Source organism: Bacillus sp. SM2101 (genome assembly GCF_018588585.1).
GTDB lineage: Bacteria > Bacillota > Bacilli > Bacillales > SM2101 > Nanhaiella > Nanhaiella sioensis.
The window spans coordinates 1-23,342 of the sequence record NZ_JAEUFG010000034.1 but is presented as its reverse complement, the minus strand read 5'-3'; the positions used below and the strand labels follow the sequence as shown (position 1 = coordinate 23,342).

The 23,342-nt window shown below is 35.1% G+C and carries 17 protein-coding genes and 1 pseudogene; 12 read left to right on the top strand and 6 right to left on the bottom strand.

The features are described 5' to 3' along the window. Positions 1 to 469: 469 nt before the first annotated feature. The 5 genes from JM172_RS21195 (at position 470) to JM172_RS21175 (ending at position 8,508) form a co-directional block, all read left to right on the top strand. Positions 470 to 2,458, top strand: a complete 1,989-nt coding sequence (locus JM172_RS21195) for an IucA/IucC family protein (RefSeq protein ID WP_214484358.1) — start codon at positions 470 to 472, stop codon at positions 2,456 to 2,458. Continuing rightward, on the top strand, positions 2,451 to 4,571 hold the full coding sequence (locus JM172_RS24915) for an IucA/IucC family protein (RefSeq protein WP_214484357.1): 2,121 nt from the start codon (positions 2,451 to 2,453) through the stop codon (positions 4,569 to 4,571). Before JM172_RS21195 ends, JM172_RS24915 begins: the two co-directional genes overlap by 8 nt. Continuing rightward, positions 4,559 to 5,785, top strand: coding sequence for an MFS transporter (locus tag JM172_RS21185; RefSeq protein WP_214484356.1), 1,227 nt, complete (start codon positions 4,559 to 4,561; stop codon positions 5,783 to 5,785). Before JM172_RS24915 ends, JM172_RS21185 begins: the two co-directional genes overlap by 13 nt. A 76-nt stretch (positions 5,786 to 5,861) precedes the next feature. Further along, positions 5,862 to 7,067 (top strand): type III PLP-dependent enzyme, encoded by a 1,206-nt coding sequence (locus JM172_RS21180; RefSeq protein WP_214484355.1) that lies wholly within the window; start codon positions 5,862 to 5,864, stop codon positions 7,065 to 7,067. A gap of 652 nt (positions 7,068 to 7,719) precedes the next feature. Next, positions 7,720 to 8,508, top strand: a complete 789-nt coding sequence (locus tag JM172_RS21175) for a nitroreductase family protein (RefSeq protein ID WP_352223960.1) — start codon at positions 7,720 to 7,722, stop codon at positions 8,506 to 8,508. A gap of 267 nt (positions 8,509 to 8,775) precedes the next feature. Here JM172_RS21175 and JM172_RS21170 read toward each other — a convergent pair whose 3' ends face one another. Continuing rightward, positions 8,776 to 9,462, bottom strand: coding sequence for a hypothetical protein (locus JM172_RS21170; RefSeq protein ID WP_214484353.1), 687 nt, complete (start codon positions 9,460 to 9,462; stop codon positions 8,776 to 8,778). 291 nt (positions 9,463 to 9,753) lie between these two features. Between JM172_RS21170 and JM172_RS21165 the strand changes: the two genes are divergently transcribed. Further along, the gene (locus JM172_RS21165) at positions 9,754 to 10,314 is read left to right on the top strand and encodes a TetR/AcrR family transcriptional regulator (protein ID WP_214484352.1); all 561 of its coding nucleotides are present in this window, start codon (positions 9,754 to 9,756) and stop codon (positions 10,312 to 10,314) included. Between the two features lie 336 nt (positions 10,315 to 10,650). On the opposite strand, the gene JM172_RS24910 is transcribed toward JM172_RS21165, so the two are convergent. Together JM172_RS24910 and JM172_RS21155 are read right to left on the bottom strand one after the other, a co-directional pair. Continuing rightward, the gene (locus JM172_RS24910; protein WP_250886815.1) at positions 10,651 to 11,217 is read right to left on the bottom strand and encodes a recombinase family protein; all 567 of its coding nucleotides are present in this window, start codon (positions 11,215 to 11,217) and stop codon (positions 10,651 to 10,653) included. A gap of 913 nt (positions 11,218 to 12,130) precedes the next feature. Next, the gene (locus JM172_RS21155) at positions 12,131 to 12,358 is read right to left on the bottom strand and encodes a hypothetical protein (protein ID WP_352223967.1); all 228 of its coding nucleotides are present in this window, start codon (positions 12,356 to 12,358) and stop codon (positions 12,131 to 12,133) included. A gap of 771 nt (positions 12,359 to 13,129) precedes the next feature. Between JM172_RS21155 and JM172_RS21150 the strand changes: the two genes are divergently transcribed. Further along, positions 13,130 to 14,250, top strand: a protein-coding gene (locus JM172_RS21150) for an IS3 family transposase (protein ID WP_214484350.1) whose coding sequence is annotated in 2 segments (ribosomal slippage) — positions 13,130 to 13,379 and positions 13,379 to 14,250 — 1,122 coding nt in all. Because the reading frame shifts where the segments join, the coding sequence is not laid out codon by codon here. Positions 14,251 to 14,500: 250 nt separating this feature from the next. Continuing rightward, entirely contained in the window at positions 14,501 to 14,761 is a 261-nt protein-coding gene (locus JM172_RS21145; protein ID WP_214484349.1) for a hypothetical protein, read from the top strand. A gap of 160 nt (positions 14,762 to 14,921) precedes the next feature. Here the strand turns inward: JM172_RS21145 and JM172_RS21140 are convergent, their stop codons facing one another. The 3 genes from JM172_RS21140 to JM172_RS21130 all read right to left on the bottom strand — a co-directional run bounded on the left by JM172_RS21140 (position 14,922) and on the right by JM172_RS21130 (position 18,574). Beyond that, positions 14,922 to 15,332 carry a hypothetical protein gene (locus tag JM172_RS21140; protein WP_214484348.1) on the bottom strand — a complete coding sequence of 137 codons (411 nt, stop codon included), beginning with the start codon at positions 15,330 to 15,332 and terminating at the stop codon, positions 14,922 to 14,924. A gap of 430 nt (positions 15,333 to 15,762) precedes the next feature. After that, entirely contained in the window at positions 15,763 to 16,608 is an 846-nt protein-coding gene (locus JM172_RS21135) for a peptidoglycan-binding protein (RefSeq protein ID WP_214484347.1), read from the bottom strand. Between the two features lie 169 nt (positions 16,609 to 16,777). Next, the gene (locus JM172_RS21130) at positions 16,778 to 18,574 is read right to left on the bottom strand and encodes a peptidoglycan-binding protein (protein ID WP_214484346.1); all 1,797 of its coding nucleotides are present in this window, start codon (positions 18,572 to 18,574) and stop codon (positions 16,778 to 16,780) included. A 1,133-nt stretch (positions 18,575 to 19,707) separates the two neighbouring features. On the opposite strand from JM172_RS21130, the gene JM172_RS21125 reads away from it, so the two are divergent. The 4 genes and pseudogenes from JM172_RS21125 to JM172_RS21110 all read left to right on the top strand — a co-directional run bounded on the left by JM172_RS21125 (position 19,708) and on the right by JM172_RS21110 (position 23,119). Beyond that, on the top strand, positions 19,708 to 20,202 hold the full coding sequence (locus JM172_RS21125; RefSeq protein WP_214484345.1) for a hypothetical protein: 495 nt from the start codon (positions 19,708 to 19,710) through the stop codon (positions 20,200 to 20,202). A 378-nt stretch (positions 20,203 to 20,580) separates the two neighbouring features. Continuing rightward, positions 20,581 to 21,035: pseudogene (locus JM172_RS21120) on the top strand (recombinase family protein); the annotation flags it as partial. Between the two features lie 679 nt (positions 21,036 to 21,714). Continuing rightward, entirely contained in the window at positions 21,715 to 22,095 is a 381-nt protein-coding gene (locus tag JM172_RS21115) for a hypothetical protein (RefSeq protein ID WP_214484344.1), read from the top strand. Positions 22,096 to 22,573: 478 nt separating this feature from the next. Then, the gene (locus JM172_RS21110; RefSeq protein ID WP_214484343.1) at positions 22,574 to 23,119 is read left to right on the top strand and encodes a hypothetical protein; all 546 of its coding nucleotides are present in this window, start codon (positions 22,574 to 22,576) and stop codon (positions 23,117 to 23,119) included. Positions 23,120 to 23,342 lie beyond the last annotated feature (223 nt).

The window sequence follows — 23,342 nt, the reverse complement described above, 5'->3', positions numbered from 1 at the left end:
GTTCACGAACAAATATAGTAAGATCGAACTAGCATGACATATTAATAGATGTATAGATTAATAAAAGTAATATAGTGAAATGATGTATGCCAGAAGCATAAGTTATCAGAATTAATAGCTGAGTGAGTATCTCTCCTCAGCTTTTTTGTTTGCAAATTTTTATTTATTGAACGATAATAACCTATTTTGTGAATCCTAGAGTGTCCTATGTAAAGTATTGGGGATCTGTTCTTTTCTGTTAATAACTAATTAAATATCTTCGTATGTTATAAATAAGCAACGTACGGTAAAGAACATATATATTGTTGTTAATTAGTTTTATCAATGGAATCGGTAAATAGGAAAATATATGCTTGACGATGATAATCATTATCAAGTATGATATAACTCGTAAGTTTAATGATAATGATTATCATTATTATTGATATGTGAGGTTATTAAAATTTATGAATATAAAGGATGGGTTGAAATGAACGGGATGCATACAAATACAACTACGATGTTATCTCAAACACTTTTCGATAACGAAGAACAAAAAGCTATATCATACATTAAGACGGAAAAACCTGAATTACTTGATACATATATAAATAATATTCTTGCAGGTAGAAGAGGTATTTTTCAACGTTTGTTTCAATCCCTTGTTCGGGAGAGAATCATTAGTGAGGAAAGAATTACGTGGCTTGAAGGTAAGCAGTTGACTATTCGTGTAAGATTGTCTGATGATCAGTGGCTTCAGGCTGGTGTGAAGAAATTACATTCTCTTGGTCGATTTGATTTAGCAGGAGATATGATTCTTTGTAGTCATAAGAATTCTCATAAGCTTTCCCATCCTGCTGAACTTCTAGATTTATTAAAAAATGATGGTTTGTTTGCAGGTGTTGATGAAAAGCAGTATGAAAGGTTTAAGCTAGAAATTCAAAACGGAGTTGCAAATTTAGCGCTAGCATTAACCGGTGCAGCCAGAAGAAAACAAGATTTTCCTGAATATATAAAAACATCCATGGAATGGGTAATCAAGCAGCGACAAAAAAGTGCAAACTTTAGTCCACTTGCTTTTTTTGAACAGTGGGTTGTTGAAGGACATACGCTACATCCAGGTGCAAAGACTAAGCTAGGTTTAGAAGTTGGAGATGTAATTCATTATTCACCAGAGTGGGGTGCTTCTCCAAAAGCTGTAATTGTAGCCGTTTCTAAAGAGTACTGTCAAACAACTTCTGTTAATGATTTAACAGTAACAGATTATTTGTATGAAGAGTACACAGGATTAAAAGAAATAATTGGAGACTACTTAATAAAAAATGGGCTTAATCCTGACCAGTTCGACTTAGTGCTAGTTCACCCATGGCAATTTGAACATACTCTTGGTGACTTGTACAAAGATGAACTTGAGCAGCAGCACATCATACCTATCCCTGGATTTTCAATACCAACACAGTCATTAATATCCTTTCGTTCCTTAGCACCGATTCAGCGTTGCGGCCAGCAAAAACATCATATTAAAACAGCTGTTAATGTACAAACAACTAGTGCAGTACGAACTGTTTCACCAAATTCAGTTGAGAATGGACCAATGTTATCAAAATTATTTGCTGTCATCCAACAGAGAGAAAATCATTTTGACAATAGTTTTATCATTCTTCAAGAACGAGCGGGTAGCTATTTTCAACCAGTTAATCAACAATTATCAAATGATGAAAGATGGACATATCAAGCAAATCTAGCTTGTATTTTAAGGGAAAATCCAGAGAACTATGTTAGTTGCGAAGAGGAAATCGCAATGCCTGCAGCTGCCTTATTAGCACAGTCACCAATTAGTGACAAAAAAATTGTGATTGAATTAATAGAAGAATTGGCAGATCGATTCCAAACATCAAATAATCAAGAGGCTGCGTCATTATTTATATCTAAATATGCCCAAGTGTCATTAAGAGGCTTTTTGACTTTAATGGTTAGGTATGGAATCAGTTTGGAAGGACATATGCAAAATAGCGTCTCCGTTTTTCGTAATGGGGAGCTCATAAAAATGATTGTAAGAGACTTTGGTGGCATAAGAGTGCTATCCGAAAGGTTAGAGAAACAAGGACTTCAAGCAACGTTTTATCCTAATTCATCCATCGTGACTAATGACGTTACTCAGTTAAGAAATATTATATCTTATTCAGTAATGCAAAATCATATAGCGGAATTAATTACGTGCATCGTACGTGAATTAGATGTTGAAGAAACAAAATTGTGGATGCAAGTCAATGAAGCCTGCTGTACTATCTTTAGTAAATTGAAGGTAGATACTGATATTAACAGCGTGGCTAATGAGGATGAGGTAGCGGTATTTCAACCAATGATCGATCTAAAGGGGCTCACTACGATGAGGTTACAAGGAGATATTACATCTTATTCCTATAAGAAAGTGCCCAATCCTATGGCGAAATGGAAAGGGGAGAATAATTGTGAGTAACATTAATGTCCATACTATTGAATCGGATACACTAAGCAATTCATTTAGAAGTTTAAGAGAAGGTGAGTTACTTAGAGATGAACAGGCCGTTGCAGTATTTTTAGAAGATCATTACCCTCATTTAAAGTCAAGGTTTGCAAATTCCTTAGTAAAAGGACGCCAAGGAATTTTAAATAGATTAGTAGCATCCATGTTACGTGAAGATATTCTAGGATTGAATTCAAATTCGTATGACTTAAATGTCAAAGACGGTATACATGTATTAAATGTTCCTGCTATAAATAACGAATGGCAAAAAATCATCAAAGCTTTACATACATTTGGAATAGAAGGTAACAAGGTTTATAAATTATACCATTTAAACAGCAATGATTATCTTGTTATGCCAGTAAGCACAACATATGCATTTAACAGAGTAGAAGTGGATGGGCGCATTTTACATTTGTCTAATGGAGTGGTTCGAGTCATTGAACAATCAGTTCAATTCCTTCATCTAATGAGGGATAAAGATGCAGCATTTTACAAAAAATCAAGTGGTTGGTTGAAGCTTGCTGATGAATTAACGAATGGTTCAGCAAATTTAACGATGTCATATGCATACTGGGAGCAGAAGAAACAAACGTTACAACAAAAAGCTAGTGAACTTGGAATAACTAACATTGTGGACTGGGTACGCTTGCAAAAAAAACAAGATCCCACATTTAATTCGAGTTTATTTTTCGAACAATTATGTGTGGAAGGTCATAATTTACACCCTGGTACAAAGACGAAAATGGGCTTAAATCCAACTGAAGTGTTTCATTACGCCCCAGAATTTGATGGAGTACCAGATATTCAATTTGTGGCAGTGAGGAAAGATTATGCAGAATGGTCTACACTTGATCATAATAAAGGTGCCAATGCCTTCCTCTTCAATGCATATCCTAAGTTACAAGTGACAGCTGAAAAACAATTTACGCAACAAGGGATTGATATATGTGATTATGTCATAATACCAGTTCACCCTTGGCAGCTTAAAAGAGCTATTCCTGTTATTTATAATGAGGAAATTAAAAATAAGGTTGTTGTTCCTATTAGTAGTATCAAAATACCTTGCGGAGCTACATCGTCGTTTAGAACAGTCGTACCATTTACAAACAACTGTGCCATAAAGGTAGCTATAAACAGCCAAATGACATCTACTGTTCGCTCAATTTCAGCAAATACGACTAACAACGCTACTGTTTTTACTAAGCTGATGCGTCAAATTATGATGAATGAACATGATTTATTAGCAACATTTGTCCCTGTATGTGAATGCGCAGGTTTTAATTTTAAAATGAAAGAATTTACAGCGAACAAAGATACTCGTAATTTAAAAAGCAGAAATCTTTCTGCTTTGTTTCGAGAAAATGTTGAAAACTTTATTGCTGAAGGAGAAGTCGCAATAGTGAGTAGCTCATTGTTTGCTGAATCTCCAATAACGGAGCAACCAATCTTTGTAGATTTGATTGAAAAATATATGGAGAATAGAACGATTTCGTCTCTAAAAAATGCTGCATTCCAATTTTTTGAAGATTATTTACAAACTTCACTACCTGGTTACCTTACTATGATGGTCAAATATGGGGTTGGATTAGAAGGTCATTTACAAAATAGTGTAATGGTATTTAATAACGGCCGACCAATACGAATGCTGTTCCGTGATTGGGGGGGAGCTAGAATATATAGGGAGCGTCTTGAAGAACAAGGATTTCATGCAGATTTTTATCCTGGTTCAATGACATTAACGGATAATGTTAAGGACATGCACAATAAAGTATTTTATACCGTTATACAAAATCATTGTGGTGAATTAATTTTGCAATTTTGTAAACATTTCGGATTTAAAGAGGTAGAGCTTTGGAAGGTCATATATGAAATTTGTGATAAGGTATTTACCCAGTTTGAAACAAAAGAGCAATATACGGAAAATGTTCGGATCGACAAGACGGCACTTTATCAAAGGAATGTAGATCATAAGGCGCTTACTAGAATGCGTTTACAACCAGAAAGTAATGAATATGCCTATGTGTCTGTAGCGAATCCACTTCATCAATTTACTATGCAGGACAAAGTGCAATGGCACAAGTAGAAGTACAATTAGAGCAACAAGAATCAAGGTTTGCGTTACGATCAAAAACATTCAGCATCTTTATGGGTGGTAGTTTAGTCACACGTGTAGGAGATTGGATGGATTTAGTTGTATTAAACTGGGCGGTGTTACAATTTACTAACTCACCGCTCCAGCTTGCGATCATCAATGCATGTCGGCTAGTACCAACCTTTATTTTTAGCGTACCGGGTGGCATATTGGCAGATCGCTATGATCGTCGAAAACTATTAATCTTATTGCAAAGTGGAATGATGCTATTAACCGTTTGGATTGGTTTTCTAGTAGAAGGTGGGCAGTCTTATAAACTATTTATACTAATTGTAACAGTAAGAGCTATATTAGCAGCAATGGAGCCTCCTATTCGTCAAGCATTATTACCTGAACTAGTACCAACAAGCTCCATGGCAAGTGCAATAGCGATTAATACAACGATTATTCATTTAGCTCGTATTATTGGCCCAGCTATTGCAGGGGTGTTGCTTGCAGTGCTTAATACTGCGAATCTATTTTATTTAAATGCCCTATGTATGTTGGGTGTCATTTTGTCATTATTAATGATTCGTTATCAATCATTTTCAGAGGTGAATAGGAAAGAAAAACATCCTACATCAATTGCTGACGCAATAGCATTTGTAAAAACAACTCCAACGGTACAGTCATTACTCATATTAGCAGTTGTACCAATGTTATTTGGCTTCCCTTATACGACGATGATGCCACTATTTGTTAAAGACCTATATAAGTTAGGACCTGGTAGTTTTGGAATGTTGTTAGCGATCTCTTCAATTGGTGCATTAGTTGGATCTTGCTGGCTATCTATTGGAAGAGAACTAAACAATATAGGGAAATGGTTAATTTATTCTATCATTGCGTTCGGAGGATCATTGCTTTTATTTGTTGTTACTTCTAATATATTCATTGCTAGTATCGCTATGTTCCTTGTTGGTTTAACGAGTCAGGTTTACCGAACAATGAGTAGAATTACTATACAAATGAAAGTTCCAAATCGACTGCGTGGGAGAATTTTAAGCATTGCCTTAATGGATAGAGGGTTTATACCGTTAGGAGCTCTAGTAATTGGAATGATTGCTACTTGGGCTGGAACGATGTGGGCAGGAGTCGTCATGGGCTTAGGCTGTATTGTTTCTACTATTATTGTTGTTACGTATAGAAGACAAATCTATTATTTATAGAGAGTGTTTATAGAGCCAGCTTTTTGTCCTCTTTTCTAAACGCTCTTATAATATCATTATGGGAGAGAATGAAAGAATGATTAAAAACATTGTGAAGTCTCTTAAGTCAGAACGTGAAAAACCCTTTTGTGCTTATGTATATGATTTAGGTCATTTACGTACTCATGCGAAACAGTTAGTGGCAACACTTCCTCCAGCGTGTCAATTATTTTATGCGATTAAGGCTAATTCAGATGAAACACTATTAAAAACTCTAGCGCCAATTGTTCCTGGCTTTGAAGTAGCCTCATTAGGAGAGATCGAAAAAGTACGAGCAATTGATAAAGACATTCCGATCTTATTCGGTGGCCCCGCAAAAACAAGAGATGAGCTGGAAGGTGCCATTTTTTATGGTGTGTCCTTGTTTCATGTTGAAAGTTTTCATGAATTACAATTGTTAAATTATATCGCTGAAGAAAGAGCTATAACTGTGTCAATATTACTACGAGTTAATTTGAGAAGTTCGGTTCCTAATGCTCAATTAAAGATGTCTGGTGTCCCTACACAATTTGGCATAGATGAAGATGACATCCCAAACGCAGTTAACCAAGCAAAAAATTTATCGAATATAGAGCTTCTCGGTTTTCATTTTCATGCAATGTCGAATAATTTTGACTCCAAAGCCCATGCGGACTTTGTAGATCATTGTTTTAACAAAGTGAAAAAATGGGAGTCAATGTGTGAAATGGACAGTAAATATATAAATGTTGGTGGCGGTATAGGGGTAAATTACAAAGAATTAGAACAGCAATTTGATTGGGGGGATTTTACAACTCGGCTACAAGGTGTGCTAACAAAACAGAATGATTCTAATAGAAAAGTGTTGTTTGAATGTGGAAGATACATTACTTCATCATGTGGTTACTATGCAGTTGAGGTGCTAGATATTAAACAAAATCACAATCATCATTTCTGTGTCGTACGAGGAGGGAGTCATCACTTTAGGTTACCAGCTGCTTGGAAACAAAGTCATCCTTTTACTATCATCCCGATAGATCAATGGGCATATCCATTTAGACGTCCAGAATTAAATGATGGTGTTATAACAGTCGCAGGGGAGCTTTGTACTCCTAATGACATTCTAGCAAAACAAGTATATGTGTCAAAGCTTAGAGTTGGCGATATACTTCTGTTTAGTTATACAGGTGCATATGGCTGGTCAATCTCACATCATGATTTTCTTAGCCATCCTCATCCAGAGCATATTTATCTTCAAGCCGAAACGAACGAAATAAAGGGCTAATTGTTATAGGTGAATTACCAGATGATAAAGTGCATCTTGTTTACGTGTAGCAAAGCATCATAAAGTTGTGAGAAAAATGGACAGTCATTTCACACCTTAATCCATAGTTAATGGAATAAGATTTAACAATCTGTAGAGATACTGTCCTCAGAAAATAATTGGTTCCCTTTGCATATTGCACTGAAGGTTTGGTTAGATTGCGCTATGGGCATAATTACTTTCAAGATAAATGAGGAAATGAAAAAAATACATAATAAGAGTAGCTTATGTTCAAAATGTCAGAAACATATAATAGCAATTGCTTAAACGAGTGATAGTAGTTATTTTCTTCGATGTGGAGATATAGAGAATAATGAGATACACGTGGCATGTTTTACAAGAGAAGCTATGACAATGGAAGTTGAAGTTGGTCAATATATTAGGATTGGTACGTAATATTCTAATTTCCAAATGAAATTTAATACTATGTAGATTATTATTATTCACATGTTGAGATTGAAATTCGCTATAAAGAAGCTATAGTTTGATTACATAACCTCGGAATATGTAGAATATTATTGAAAATTTGTTTTTTTTGGTGGAAGGCATATATAATAGGAAAGAGTTTAGTAGAAAGAGCAAAAGTAAAAAAGTCTAAGTTGTCATATGAGGAGTGATCTTTTTGGAGTTAAATGACGTTATTCATGGGCACAGATCCATAAGAGAATATGAAGATAAGGAAGTCAGTCAAGAATTATTAGAAAAAATATTAGAGGCGGGTATTCGTGCATCTTCTAGTGGCAATATGCAACCTTACTCGATCATCGTTACAAAAGATAAAGAGCTTAAGAAAAAATTATATAGTGCACATATGGATCAATCCATGGTTGTGGATGCGCCCATCCTTTTAACATTCTGTGCAGATTTTAATCGCATGAGGAAGTGGTTGACGCTTAATGATGCACCTGTACATTTTGATAATTTCATGAGCTTTATGATCGGTGCCATTGATGCAACGTTGGTAGCGCAAAACTGTGCTTTAGCAGCAGAAGATGCAGGGTTAGGAATTTGTTATATGGGCTCAACCTTAGCTAATTGCGATCAAATTGGTAAACTATTAAACTTACCACCAAACGTAGTACCTGTTGTTGGGTATTCATTAGGCTACCCGGCAGAAAACCCTGCTCCACGTGATAGACTACCAAAGCAAGGGCTTGTTCATTATGAAAAGTATCAAGATTATTCAAATGATGATATTTTGGATATTTATAAAGAGAGAGATGAAAAGGGTTGGAAGCGTTATATGGATAACCCTAAGCTTAAGGAAATGACAGAACAATTGGGATTAAAAAACCTTGCTGAAGTCTATACGATTGCGAAATATACGCAAGAATCCCATCATGAATTTTCACAAACCGTGCTTAATTACTTAGAAAGTCAGAATTTCATGAAGAATGGTTGATTTATTTTGCCATTGTTAAAAGTTATAAAAAATTGTGTGCCTGCCCTAGTATGTTACTATGTTAATATTCTTAGGGGCAGGCACCTTTTTAATTAGTTGGATTAATAACTCTAAGAAGGGTTCAGCAAACAACAGCAGGTGAGTGTCAATTTGACGACTTTTAAAAATTTTATGAGATATTAGCATATTATAAAGGTATAGGATATTTTCTAACATCGTAAAGAGGTTTATATAAATTATGCTCTAATTAAGTTTTTCTGGTGTTCATTATTGTACTTCACTAAATGGTTGGTCTGCGTATGATGGAGCACAACTATGCCGACGATTGATGAAGTATATGGCTTTTTCATTCCACATAACTTCGTGACCGAACACGTTTTTTCCAAGGCTATCATCGGTTATTTGACAAATCATTTGGTATATACCTTCTGCTTCATTTGGAGCCCAAGGTATGCGATAATATTTGCCTTTTTTATTACGTGTCCATAAGTTGTTTATCAGTGTCTTATCAAACTCTGTATTTTCTGACGGTTCATTTAACTCTACAGTGAAGCCATTTTTTCTTGATGTCACAATTACATTGGCATTCTCACCATTTTTATTAAGAGAGATGTCTCCAATATCTGTATTATAGTTGTCTGACATTGATAAGGCCGGAAGCATAGAGAGTGTTGTTTGCGCTTTGACAGCCAAATAGTCACCATTTCCCTTATCTAATAACCACGCTGCTTCTGGATATTTGATGTTTACTAATGGTATATTCCACGGTTTCATATTCTCTATTCTAACGACCATTAAAGCACAACCCACTCTATTGTCTTCAACTTGTTGAAACGAAAAATCCCTGCCCGCTAACTCTATGGCTTTGTCTTTTGGTAAACTTCCCTTTAGAAAAAAACCATTTGTTTCTAATCCTTGATAGGCATATTTACTGCTGTCTTTTAATTTACTCATTTTATCTCCTCCTGAAATATTGTGCGATATATCGCAATTCGATATATTATGCAAAAACATATAGAAATTTCAAATATTACACGCAATTTTTACTTGCCATGTATTTTTCATTAATAAATTTATTGTTTTGAAGCTTGATAGAATCGCTATTTACAGAATTGAAACGTTAAAAGTATACACATTTGTGTAATATCTTGATTTGAAGTATAATAATGAAAAATTGTTTGGTCAATAGAATGTTAAAAGTATACACATACCCTATAAAGATGTGTATTATATGAGGAGTTTGATATGAAAGAGACTAAGAATGAATTATCTAAACGATCTCAGCGTTTAATTAGAGAAGCACTAATCGAAATATTGAAGGAAAAAAGTTATAAGAGTATTACCATTAAAGACATAGTACAGCGAGCTGAATTAGCAAGAAAAACTTTTTATTTAAACTATGAATCAAAAGAAGAAGTAATTAGTCATCATATTGCATTACTTTATGAAAAACAACTTAACCCTTTCAACGATGATATAGATCCTATCAATTACATTATGGACACATATCTCCGTATTTGGAATGAAAATATAGACCTGATTATAATGCTAAAAAATCAAGAACTATCAGGTCTACTACGAATCTTAGAAAAAGAAATTGAAGATGTTGGCCATAAAATGCATTGCAAGGCATTTATGAACCTAAGTGAGTCAGCACATTACTATGCACCTTCATATTATGCAGGTGCTATGTTAAGTATTTTGGATAAATGGGTTGATACCGGAATGAAGGAAGATATTGAAACGATTAGAGAAGTTTTCTTTGAATTGATGAGATTTAGATTACCAACTTCTTCTATACAATGATCTGACATATTCCATACAACATCGTATATACATATTAGACACCCATTTAGTTATGGTACGCTGGACCGTACCACAAATAGAGGCAAAAAATGTTGAAGATAATGTGGAATTTTATCTTTTGAATCCGGGTTTGAAGGTGAATTTTCCTTTAAATAATTGGATTCAAGATACAATATGTGGATAAGTGTATACCTTGGCCACAGGTAGGACATGGAGAATCCTACTTAAAAGGAACGGCTCGTTGGATTGTCGCTGCGGGAAAAGACTTAATCTTTCTACGGGCCTACACGATATTCCAAAGTTCGTCGGAGATAATGGCTTTGTGTTTCCCATTAACTAAAAGGGGATTCGTATTTCTTCCACGTCTTCTCTTTTATCCCATTTCTCAACTTGTAACCAGGGGATTTTACCATTGTAGATAGGGTTATCTAATATGGTAGCAATGCTATTTATTGAGAAGTGTTTACTGCGTTTTGTCCGATTACCTGCTTTGTTTAAATGATTAGCTATAGCCTTAAGACCCTTACCTTCTATATATAAGGTAAATATAAGTTGAACAATTTCTGCTTCAATGGGGTTAACAATAAGCTCTTTTTCTATAGAATCATAACCGAAAACCACACCACCATTCCAGCTCCCTTCTTTAGCTCGTTGAGTCATGCCCAGCTTGACGTTCTCCGAGAGAGTATTTCTTTCCATTTCTGCAATAGATGCCGTCCGTTGGATGACAAGACGACCAATGGGACTGCCAGGATCAAAATTTTCTGAGTAGGAAATAAACTTTACATCAAACTCTTCAAATTTATCTAGTAGCACATGAGTATCTAACATATTTCTTGAAAGACGTGATATTTTCCATCCCAGTACAGCTTGGAATTTGTCCTTTTCCACATCCAATATCATTCATTGCATTGCGGGTTTACTTTTAAAATCACATTACCACTAATGCCCTCATCGACGTATTCTTCAGCGATCTGCCAGCCGTAAAAATGAACATATTGCTGTAAGGTTTGCAATGGTGCAGAAAACTGTAGCCTTTACTTGCTTGTTCTTCTGTGCTGACATTACAGTATATGGAAACATTTTTATTTCAATCATTTAGAACTTCCTTTAACTGTTATATCAGTATTGGTATTAAAGGAGATGAAAAATACCTTATTGGGCAAGTATTAATAAAATTGATGGTAGGATTGTATTGCATAGTAGACCATTACTACATAACAAATAATTTCATTTGTGTGAAATTATATACTTAAAGAAAAGAAATTTTATTTATTTGATTATTTCGCAAACGGGCCATATTGTGGAATAACAAGTTTTTTTGATTTAACTATTTTATGGCTCCATAGTTGTAGACATTTTAGTAGATACAATACCCGTTGTGGTAAGGGTTTGAATTACGACCTATAGATGATTCAATACCACATTTAATTTGGTGATCTTGATTTAATGTTGTTTAAATAGTTACTATATTTATGTACTTGAAACCTTCAAGGGTATGAAAATAATAAATATTACCATACCTTTTAATGAGGAAAATGAATTAAGAGGGGCCGGATTTAAGAGAGATTATAGGATGGGATAGCCGAGATACTGACCATCCCACATTATTTGAACGCTGTAATTTCTGGGATGTTGTTAATGATGAAAAAGACATGCTCATTGCTTTTGGATATTTTGGTACTTTAAGATCATTCAAAATAAGTGTGTTTTAATATGATGTTGGGTGATCAAACTAAGACTTGCTACAAAGTCAGTTTTCTCACTTTTTATGAATATAAGTATTCACACCATTGTCTTGTCTATTGATCAAAATTCAATCAACGACATCAGCGAGTTTTCCGTCTTGAGTGAAGGTGAGAATTCCTGGAAACAGTGCGATCACGCTATGTGTTTTCACATCAATAACATAGACAGCAGGGGGAGATTGATTCGTCACATAAACGAGTTTTCCGTCCCGTGTGAAGATAGATCGTTTAAAAATAAATAAATTATTACCAACAGGTATAGTTGCTATTACCGTATGCGTTTTCACATCAATCACCGTCGTCAAATAAAGCCAACTCTTTTCAATCCTTGTTATAATAAAGATATGGAAAATGGATTGGTTAATTCGCAAGCTATGAGTAGGATAAGCGCCCGGCGCCTTTTCATATTCCTATGATAGGTATCCAAACGCTCTCCTCCGAACCGGACTTACACCTTTCAATGTATACGCCTCTCCACTTATCATCTAAATGTTTAGACTTGTTTAATACTACTTTTAGATTTATAATGCCTCACGCATTAACCTCATTTTGTATTAAACTGATAAGCTGTCCTCCTTTGCCATGTGATAGGCTTTCCCTATCTCGGACTACTACGAGGACTCCGTTACCTTATCGGATATTCAGATACCGTACGTATCATAACCTTTGGGGTATTCCATAGGTAATCCCCATTTTGACGGATAGAAATAAAGCTTTTGTAATGTCGGAAGCGACTTTCGTCTGTTTCTACTTATGGTAGTTGAGAGGATAAGATTCACTTGGCCTCTTACAGTGTTTCTATAATCACCCCTTATCCTTATAGCGTTACAGTTATCTTTCGCTATATGCATCACTAATCGCTCTTAGACTATCGTTCAAGCAGTTTAGCTTTCTTCCTTGTTTACAAAGTTCATCTTGCCCTTCAGTCGTGACGTGGTAACTCATCAACTTATGACTTTCCGCAACATGCTACACTCCCCGTCAGGTGGATCGGCTACACTAAGTTAGACAGAAATTTTAAGGTCAAGTAGAATGAACTTACTACATGAATGTTGAGGAGAATCTACATGACAAAACGAGCACGCCGCACATTTACCCAAGAATTTAAGCAACAAATTGTCCAACTTTATGAAAATGGAAAACCTCGTAAGGAAATCATTCGAGAATACGACTTAACGCCTTCTTCACTTGATAAGTGGATCAATCAATTTAAGAATTCAGGCTCATTCAAAGAGAAGGATAACCTAACACCTGAGCAAAAGGAGCTGCAAGAACTTCGTAAACGTAACAAGCAATTAGAAATGGAGAATGATATTTTAAAGCAAGCCGCGCTGATACTAGGACAAAAGTAAATGTGATCAAGCAAAACATACACAAATACTCGATATCAGCAATGTGCCAAGTCCTACAACTTCCAAGAAGTACGTATTATTATGAAGCAAAACAGCGACCGAATGAGGATGATGTTACATCAGATATAATACGTATCTTCCAAGATAGTCGCCAAAATTATGGTTCACGTAAAATTAAACAAGAGCTTAAGAAACTAGGAAAAATTGTTTCTAGACGACGCATTAGTAGAATTATGAAAGAGCAAGGATTGGTTTCTACTTATACCGTCGCTCAGTTTAAGCCCCATTCAGAAAAGCCGAATGAGTCTCAACATTCCAATGAACTGAACCGTGAATTTACACAGGATGAGGCATTATCTGTAGTCGTAAGCGACTTAACGTATGTGAGAGTCGATAAAAAATGGCATTACATATGTGTCTTTGTCGATCTCTTTAACCGAGAAATTATTGGATATAGCACCGGGCCGAATAAAGATGCGCTACTCGTATACCGTGCGTTAGCTTCGATTAAACAAGACCTTCATCATATTCAGATGTTCCATACTGATCGAGGAAATGAGTTTAAAAATAAACTAATTGATGACGCATTAGAGACGTTCTCTATTAAACGCTCCCTAAGCATGAAAGGATGTCCTTATGATAATGCAGTCGCAGAAGCAACGTTTAAGATTATTAAGACAGAGTTTATCAAAGGGAGACAATATGAAAGCTTATGCGAGTTAAACCGGGAACTTCATGATTACGTACATTGGTTTAATCATATTCGTATTCATAGCACACTAGGATATGTAAGCCCGATTGATTACAAAAATAACCACCTTAAGAAAATTGTCTAGTTAGGTGTTGACAGTCCAATTACTGTGGACACAAAAATAGGCACAAAAAAACCGTGGGCACTGCGCTAAAGGCTTCTTTGTGTTCAAAAATCGTTACGGTGGATTGTATTTTGAATTTACTGTTGAGTAAATTTCTTTAGGGAATATGTATAGTTTTTGTCCGTCATGGTGGACAAATATCCATACACTATTAGATTAATAAGCATACATTAAACAGTGATAATTATTAAATCTGAAAGGAGATAAATATATGAATGATGTAGAAAAGACTGACTGTGGATATGGATATGGATATGGATTTCGACCAGGATTCCCAACCCCCGGCGCTCCCGGCGGCAGGTACCCTGATTTTAACTATCCTAGACAACCTCAACCTGGAAGTTTAGGGAGAATTCCTCGTAGGTTTGAACGTGAATTAGGTGGTTTAGGTTTAGGTGGGTTTGGCAGTTTCCCTCGTAGAAGAAGCCCTTTTGGGGGGACTCGTAGATTTGAGAGGCTCCCGTATTATTGATTTAGTACTCCCCTATTAATAAAGAAGATTCTTTTATAAAAGGAATCATGTAGGCAGCATTAAGGTCTTAAAAAGATTTCAGCCTACATGATTCAATAAATCATTTATGGTATGGAAATAATTATGGGTTTAGAGAAGGCTTTTTCCTTAAACAGTACCGTTACCAACAAACCCAAGTACCTCCAAGGCCGGGAATACCAACCCATTGGCAATTGGGTCCAGGAGCAGTGCCGGGACCAGGGCCGCCAGTGCCGGGACCAGGGCCGCCAGTGCCGGGACCAGGGCCGCCAGTGCCAGGACCAGGGCCACCAGTACCAGGAGTTGGTGCCGACGGGCATTGTGGACCAAGATAGGTAAGACCAACTATATCATGGCGAGAAATATCAGTAACATATCCGTTTTCTATTACCCTTACCATACCTTGAGTTGTTATACTTAATAACCTAAAAGTGTGTTCCCTTCCTCCCCAAAAAGCTTTAAAACAGTGCCCTTGGTGAAGAGGTAAATGGTCTTCTATTGTTTGTTGTTCAACTTGTATTCTATAAGGATTATAGTAGTAATTTGGGTGCATTTAAATTACCTCCTTTCTAACTGTACAATTTTAATTTATGATAAACTATCCATTGTTGGACCTAAGGGACAAATAGTAAAGAGGCCTATTTTTAATTAAAGAGAATAACTGAAGGTTAATTCAAATGAATAGTTGTTTATCATGGAAGTTGATAATGAAGAATGTCAGTGACATCATAAACTTTTTAAGCACATCATCCACTGTAATTAACAAAATAGAGTAGAGAGCTATGTAAATTCTGAGGGACGATGTTACTTGTTCATATACTTTAAATCATGTTTTAAAAAAACATGATTTAAAGAGTTATCCTTAAAGAGAGTGAAAAGGGTTGTACCAATACTGGTAGAAAGGGTCCAAAAAATATTGTTGGCACTTTCAGAAATAACGGTAAGATATACATCTAGTTAACTAAATAACGGGTTAGTACTTGTTAAATAATATCATCAACTACATCATCAATTTCTTTATAAGTATGTCGTCCATGTAAATATAAACAGTTGGACTTAGTAATAGTGAACCCATTGTAAATTCGATACAATGTAAAAGAAATAATACAAAAAACATGACCTCTAATGATTTTATAAGGCAAGGAGGGACAAATCTCACATGAGGCAATATTTTTGATATAGTCTTTGATTCTTACTTTATAACTGATTATCTGATTGTGGTTTCTAACATGTAAAATGACAAATTCAGGGATGTTAATGTATGGGTACACAAGTTCTGGACTGTACCTTTGATAATGTGGAAGGTGCATACCGGCAATTAAAATACGTTCCGGAATATCAATTATTATAGGTTGAGGGTCGGTAACTTGGCTAACTGGTGTGAGTTCAACCTTTTGCTTTGCTGTAGTATTTGCGAAAATTTGTACTCCACGGATTATTGTTGTTACATACCCAGGAGATTCTACAATTACGTTGTACACAGAATATGGAGTTATATCTGGGGTTGTAGGTAGTGATGTGTATTCCATAGATGGTGCAGGTAGTATAACAGTATTAATTAAACCTAATTCATCAGTTTGTTGTATAGTAATAATTTGGCTATTCTTTTTGCTTATTGATACCGCTGCTCCCTTAATAGGCTTTAATGTGTTCTTCTCATAAACTGAAACAATTAATTTACCAGTAGATTGCCTAAAGTAAGGGTCAACTGTATTTGAATTTGATCTAAGTTCTTCATTGGGGTTCGTTTTTCTAAAGGATTCCTTTCTTGAAAATGGACTTTGTAAAACGTTCTGTGGAAAATAGAGATAATGACCGTAGTTTGACAATATAATTCTTCTCCTTTCCTTTATCAGTGTAGGTGGTTATTTAAATCATATTTTATATATATTAACTTGCTGGGTTTGGTTATTTAAGACTCATTTTCATCAGAATTTTTATGCAGTTCTACGGCATTATTCCTGATATTATCAATAGTGATAGACAATAAAAGTTGTACTAATAATTTTTCCTCAATGTTGATCTTGTTCTATGATCTGGTACCTCGGATGGTAAGCCAGAGCCTGGTGAAACATAAGGTGTATAATAGCCTGGTTGTCTACCAGTGAAATAGGGATATTTCCGTTTGTAGCTATTATTATTATGATACGTGCTTGCCGAACTTAAAGTTCTAGAATCTGTAAGTGAGGGTAGATAAGTTCGAGATTGACCAGGAAGAATCGATCTTTCAAGAGCATCCCAGGTCTGCCTTCCTACAATTCCATCAGCCGGAAGACCTTTCGCTTCTTGAAACTCTTTTACTGTAGTTTCCGTATTCGTTCCAAAAGAGCCGTCTTCTTCACCTACATTAAATCCAGCTTTGTTCAATAAGCCTTGTAGTTTTTTGACCATTTCTCCGCTGCTGCCAATTTTTAATACAGGATATACATCCGGAAGGTTGATCACATATATATAAATGTCAGTAATTTTAATCCAAGTATAATTGTCTACAATTCCACTTTCAGCTAAAGAATGTATTTTCTGAAAAGCTATAACTGAAATTTTTGTTTGTTGTTCAAATAGTCCATCTACAATTAATGTAGGGATCTCTGGATACTTTTTTGATATTACATTCAAATATCGTTGTATTCTTTTTACATGGATTCCTGTGCTTCCAGTGACTAGATTTTGTCCTGGGTAAGGTTTAATTGTAGTTAAATCTTCAACAAAGCGAATCTCTACTTCTATAAAATAATGAAATAGGATTTCTAAATGAGTTTTTCCTTGGTCTGCGAGAATTTTGCTACCCCACTGACTAAGTCCGCCATGTTGACAATTAGTACCACCTGGTCCTTGACAGTATTGAGCTAAGAAGGGTTCATATTTATTGGGTTTGGAAATATATTTACCAATTAATTCGTCGACTACATTATCAGTTTCATCAAAAGTATTTCTTCCATGTATATACTTATGATCAAATTGAGTGGAAGAAGTTATATCAAAACCCAAGCCCTTTGAGCGATAATGATTGTTGTGTAATTTGTTTAATGTAAATGAAAGGATGCACAGAATATTGGCCCTAAGGCATTCCTTTGGCCAACTGGGATAAATTTCACTAGCAGCTACATTTTTGATATAGTCTGTAAACCTCACTCTATGTTTATATGCGGCAGTCTCAGGGTGTCCATCATGGACAGTGATAAAATCAGGTATATGAACAATTTCACTTTTGAGATTTTGACCTGGATTGTGCGATTGAGGTTCTTGTTGTGGGTATTCTCCCGATAAGGTCGGGGCAGGAATATCGATTCTTTCAGATTGAGGTTGACGACTATCTGTATCGCTTACAGGAGTAAGTTCAATTTTTTGAATTGCAGTTGTATCTCCATAAATTTGTGCACCATAAATTTCTATAGGTACGTATCCAGGTGCTTTAATGTTTACAATATATTCAGAATAGGGTTTTGCACCTGTAGGTTGTAGACTATATTCTTTCGGTGGAGCAACTAATGTGATAACATTGGTTTTTCCAAATTCATTTGTTTGTAATGCAGTTTCACTTGTTTGCCGTGTAGTATCTCCTTCTATCTCCAAAGGGCTAATTGTTACTGTTGCTCCTTTAATAGGAGAATCTGTACCTTTTTGGCGAACAATCGCATGAAATTTACCATCAGATTGCCGGATGTAAGATTCATCAGGACTTGACATAGAGTCTCTTTTATTCGAAGAGATTATATTTTCATTTAATTTCCCTCCGATAATTTGATTTTGTAGACTTTCATCCGAAAAATGGTGATCAAGATAATGGCTTGGCATTGTAATTTTTCTCCCTTTCATAAATTTACTTTCATTTATTAATACGGTTATCAGATATTATTAATATTTTGTGTGTAAAAAGACTATTTTAATGTATGATATGATTTTCTAAAAGTGACATATTTCATTTGTATAAATGAAGGGTTTTATATAAAGTTTGAGAAGTTAAGCCAGATTTCATGAGAAGGTGTAGTTAGGTACAAAGCTAATTATATTGACCTTATGAGTAGATATAAATAACAATTTTGTATGTTTCAGTAATCATTAAATTTTTAACAAATGAAAAAAGAACACCGTCAAGAAGAAGTTACTTAAATAAAAGAGTGAGTACTACATATAGTACAAACTCATTCATTTTTTGTTGTTTTCAGCCTTTTTTAATGCTCTCGTGGGTATGAGTATTGTTATTATAGAATTTCATAAAATAGTTGTTATATTAAGAAAAAAATACCCTAAGAATGAAAAATTGCTAATTTTATATGTGAATGCAGCGTTTTTAAATTCCTCAGGTATAACTATATCTCTGCTTTAAGGGTATTTGATTTTACACTAATAGAGAGGTATGGTTAATATATAATACTATAAAGTGGAAAAATTGTTAAAATAAATGTTTATAAATATAGCCCTTAGTTTAACTGTATTACTGACTTGATATGAATTCATTCAGCTATCACTTCAATTTTCTGGATTATACACCTCTCCATTTTCTTCAAATAGAATGTAGCCACCTACACTTGGCGTAGTTGCGTTATCTAGTTTTTGAATACTTCCATTAGCCCTTCTTTCATCAATATCATGATGGTCACTTACAGCTTGTTTAATTTCAATATTTTTTAGTGCGCCTTCTGAAAACTTTACTTCTATGCAAAAGAATATACAAGATGATTTGAATAGTTATAAGTTCTAATTAGTCGATTTATGGAAATAGTTGTACATACGATAGCTGAACATAAGAAGGATGTGTCTTTTTAACCTTTAGCTATATGTTCTTTAACCCTCAGAAGATACGAACTATTTTTAGATATATATAGGAATATAATCCATCTAGGTGGACAAATACCCATACACAATTAGTTAAAGTGCATATATTAAATCGAGATTATAATCTATATAACTGTAAAGGAGTCGATTGTATGAATTGTTTTGATGTACACCAACTACGTTATGGCACTAGTTACCCGGGCACACCCTACCAGCCAGGCGTGGAAATAGTGTATCCAATGGAACAAATGCAACCAATGTCACAAATGCCACAAATGCCTTGGCCTCCGATGTTACCAGGAGGTGGAGGAATCTTTGGAGGTGATGGAATCTTTGGAGGCGGAATGCCAGGAGGCGGAATGCCAGGAGGCGGAATGCCAGGAGGCGGAATGCCAGGAGGCGGAATGCCAGGAGGTGGAATGCCAGGAGGTGGAATGCCAGGAGGCGGAATGCCAGGAGGTGGAATGCCAGGAGGTGGAATGCCAGGAGGCGGAATGCCAGGAGGCGGAATGCCAGGAGGCGGAATGCCAGGAGGCGGAATGTCAGGAGGCGGAATGTCAGGAGGTGGAATGCCAGGAGGTGGAATGCCAGGAGGTGGAATGCACGCCCCATGGCAGGGTATTCCACCAGTATACCGCATCTATTAAAGAAATTCCCATCAAAATATCAAAGAAAAAAATACACAGATGAAGATTATATAAAAATTCTAGGGAAATTAAATATGATCTATATCGCTACACAATAATAACTGATTATTAATAGTTTGAGGATGAATTTTCAAAAAAAGAACTCTGTCAGGTGAGAGTGGTTGCTCGAATCTGGTTGTCATATTAAAAAAGTAAATATTCATACGGATACTACTACTACTCAAGTCTTAAAACAGAAAATAAGAAGTAGAGGAGTAGAGCATTAGATAAAAGTTTAATGTTTTGTTGATATTTATTAATAACTGATAAAGATAAACTTATAAACATACAAGCCTACCCTTTAATATTAGAGAAGGGTAGATTTGTATGTTTATAAAAGTATACATAGATGCACTCGATCGACTTGGGCGTAATTACGATGGAATAATAGGCGAATGGAAGTACATAACGCGTGAGTTGAATGCAGATATTATCATCCTTGAAAATCAATCCTTGTTTGACAGTCGTAAGTTTAAAGAAATGGGGGATATGGGGAAGTTAATGGAGGATCAGTTCTTGAGCTTGTATCGTATGTTGCTGAGACTGAACGAAAGAAAATTCGGCAGCGTCAAGCTGAAGGAATTGCCATTGCTAGAGAAAAAGGTATCTTGGGACGTCCAACCATTAATTATGTATCATTGAGTGAAGAACAAAAGGCTATCATTCTAGAAAACTACTCTAGATGGAAGAGGAATGAAATAACAGCAGTATCCTTTATGAAACTGTTGAACTTAAAGAAAAACACTTTTCACAAAATCATTAAGGAATATGAAGCTATAAAAATAAGTAGGTAAACTCATCTTATGGGTGGCGTTCTAATGGTAAGGTGTAGGTGAAATATGGAATTTGTACTTTGGTGATTTTGTTACGGGCTGTTTAATTTAAAACTTGGTCATGATTATAAGTATCCTGGCCGAACGGACAATTACCACAGCAAGTATTTAGTCCATTTGATAAGATAGTACAAACTAGTGATTTATCTTTTTGGATAGAGCCTATAGAAGGATCTTCATTAATGATAATGAGTGGTGAAAAAACCAAATTTTATGTGTGTGTTAGAGTAGCGCAGAACCCAAAATATAACGACTACTACTTTTCGATGACACCAATGCTCTTACCTCAAGGACATAGTAGTCCAATAGATATTTCAAAACTTATGAATATACATCTTAAAATATCTAAATAATTCAACTAAAACTCCTGTGAAGTGGTAGTAATTATTAAGATAGTAATTTCCCACAACTATCAATGTGTTGTTCAACGATATGGCGCGATGATCTAACATCGGCTTTTATAAAGGATGTTTATCAACGAAAGATTCTCAAGACCTCATCAATCGGTAATCTATCTTTTAACAAAAGATAAGGAATAAAATGAAATAAACCAACCAAAGAAGCAAATACAAGTGATATTGGGTTACATAATTTTAACTTATGAATTTAGATAGATGAGTTCGTTAGGAGGAGAAGTTTATTGGAAGAAAAAAAAGGATTATCATATATTTTATTATTTATTTTTGGGGTGTTATTGGGGAGTTTTTCTATTTATTTGCCTCCTTTAGGGTATAAAAATATTGAGTATATTGAACAAACATCAAGCTATCAAATTACTAATTATAGTTGGTATGGAAAGCAAATATATATGGAAACTATTGAGGGAGATAATAAAGATGTATTGGTGATATATCGAAACCAAAGCAGAATTCAAGAAATAGAGGCTTGGATAATATTCTTTACAATAGCGTCGTTGGTGTTATGGAGGATTAGTGATAAGAAATTCCGTATTTATGCCTGTGCCTTTTCAGCAATTGCATTTATTGTAATGGATATTGTGTTGGTAAACAAACTCAATTAAAACAAGGAGCTTTCCCTAACCTTTGTTCATCAAAATAGATAAGTATAGCATAACTATTAGATTTGAAAATATTATTCAACAAAATGGCCAAGAATATAGTAAGCGCCATCCCGGATACCTTAAAATTAATAACTGTTAATAACCAGAAATGTACTGGTTGATCGCCTATCGTGTGCTTATCTCTAATATGGTAAGCAGCCTTTTTTTGTGAAAAAAAGATTGAGTTAATCGTCATTTTTTTGAAATAATTGGAATCAAGCTGACGAGAGTTTATGGAGTAAAAACTTTACTTCTAAGGTTGTAAAATCTTATACCCTGGAGGGAATTTGATAATAATGATAACCCCGAACAAGCAAGGGATTTGTTCAATTAATAAGGGCTTCAGCACATTTTAATCACGTTATATTTGTTAGTCCAACCTTCTATTGAAAATAACCATAATATAAAGTAAAACAATTATAGAAGGTGAGTTTTACTAATGAAAGATAAAGATTGTAAATGTAGAGTTGTTCCACCACCACCACCAGGACCACAGGGACCACCGGGGAAACAGGGACCACAGGGACCACCAGGACCACCAGGACCACCAAGTATCTTATCATATGGTGTTTTAAGAGACGATCAAGATCCATTTTCACAAGATGATCAGGAACCAATTGTTCCACCAGGCGGATATAATATGCCAGGTCCTTTTAATATGACAACTCTTAATCCTGGTGATGGTTCCATCACTGTGCAAAATAGCGGAGACTATGAAATTTCATTTACTGTGAATGCAACTGATTTTACAGATATTGCTTCCCTTGATTTTAACGTTGGAATAACAATTAATGATGTAATACAGATGGATACACAGTTATTTGTAACCGATTCTAATCAGGTTGTTATAAATCTTCCATTATCAAGAACCACTATTCGAACTTTAAATGCTAATGATGTAATTTCTGCCGAACTGCTAACTACAACATCGGGACAATCAGTTATGCTTATACGACCTTCCCTGCAGGTAATCCAATTATCTTAGAGAATGGATAATCTCAGAAGCTGATGATTTATAACGTCAGCTTTTTTGCATATCAATGAATACCATTTGCAATTCTAGTTTACATAATGATAACTATAGGAACTTATTTGAAAATGCAAAATTAACATAGACTTCAGTCCATTTTAGTCACATTATATATGTTAGTCCAACCTTTTATAGCAAATATCCATACATATAAAGTAAAAACAATTATAGAAGGTGA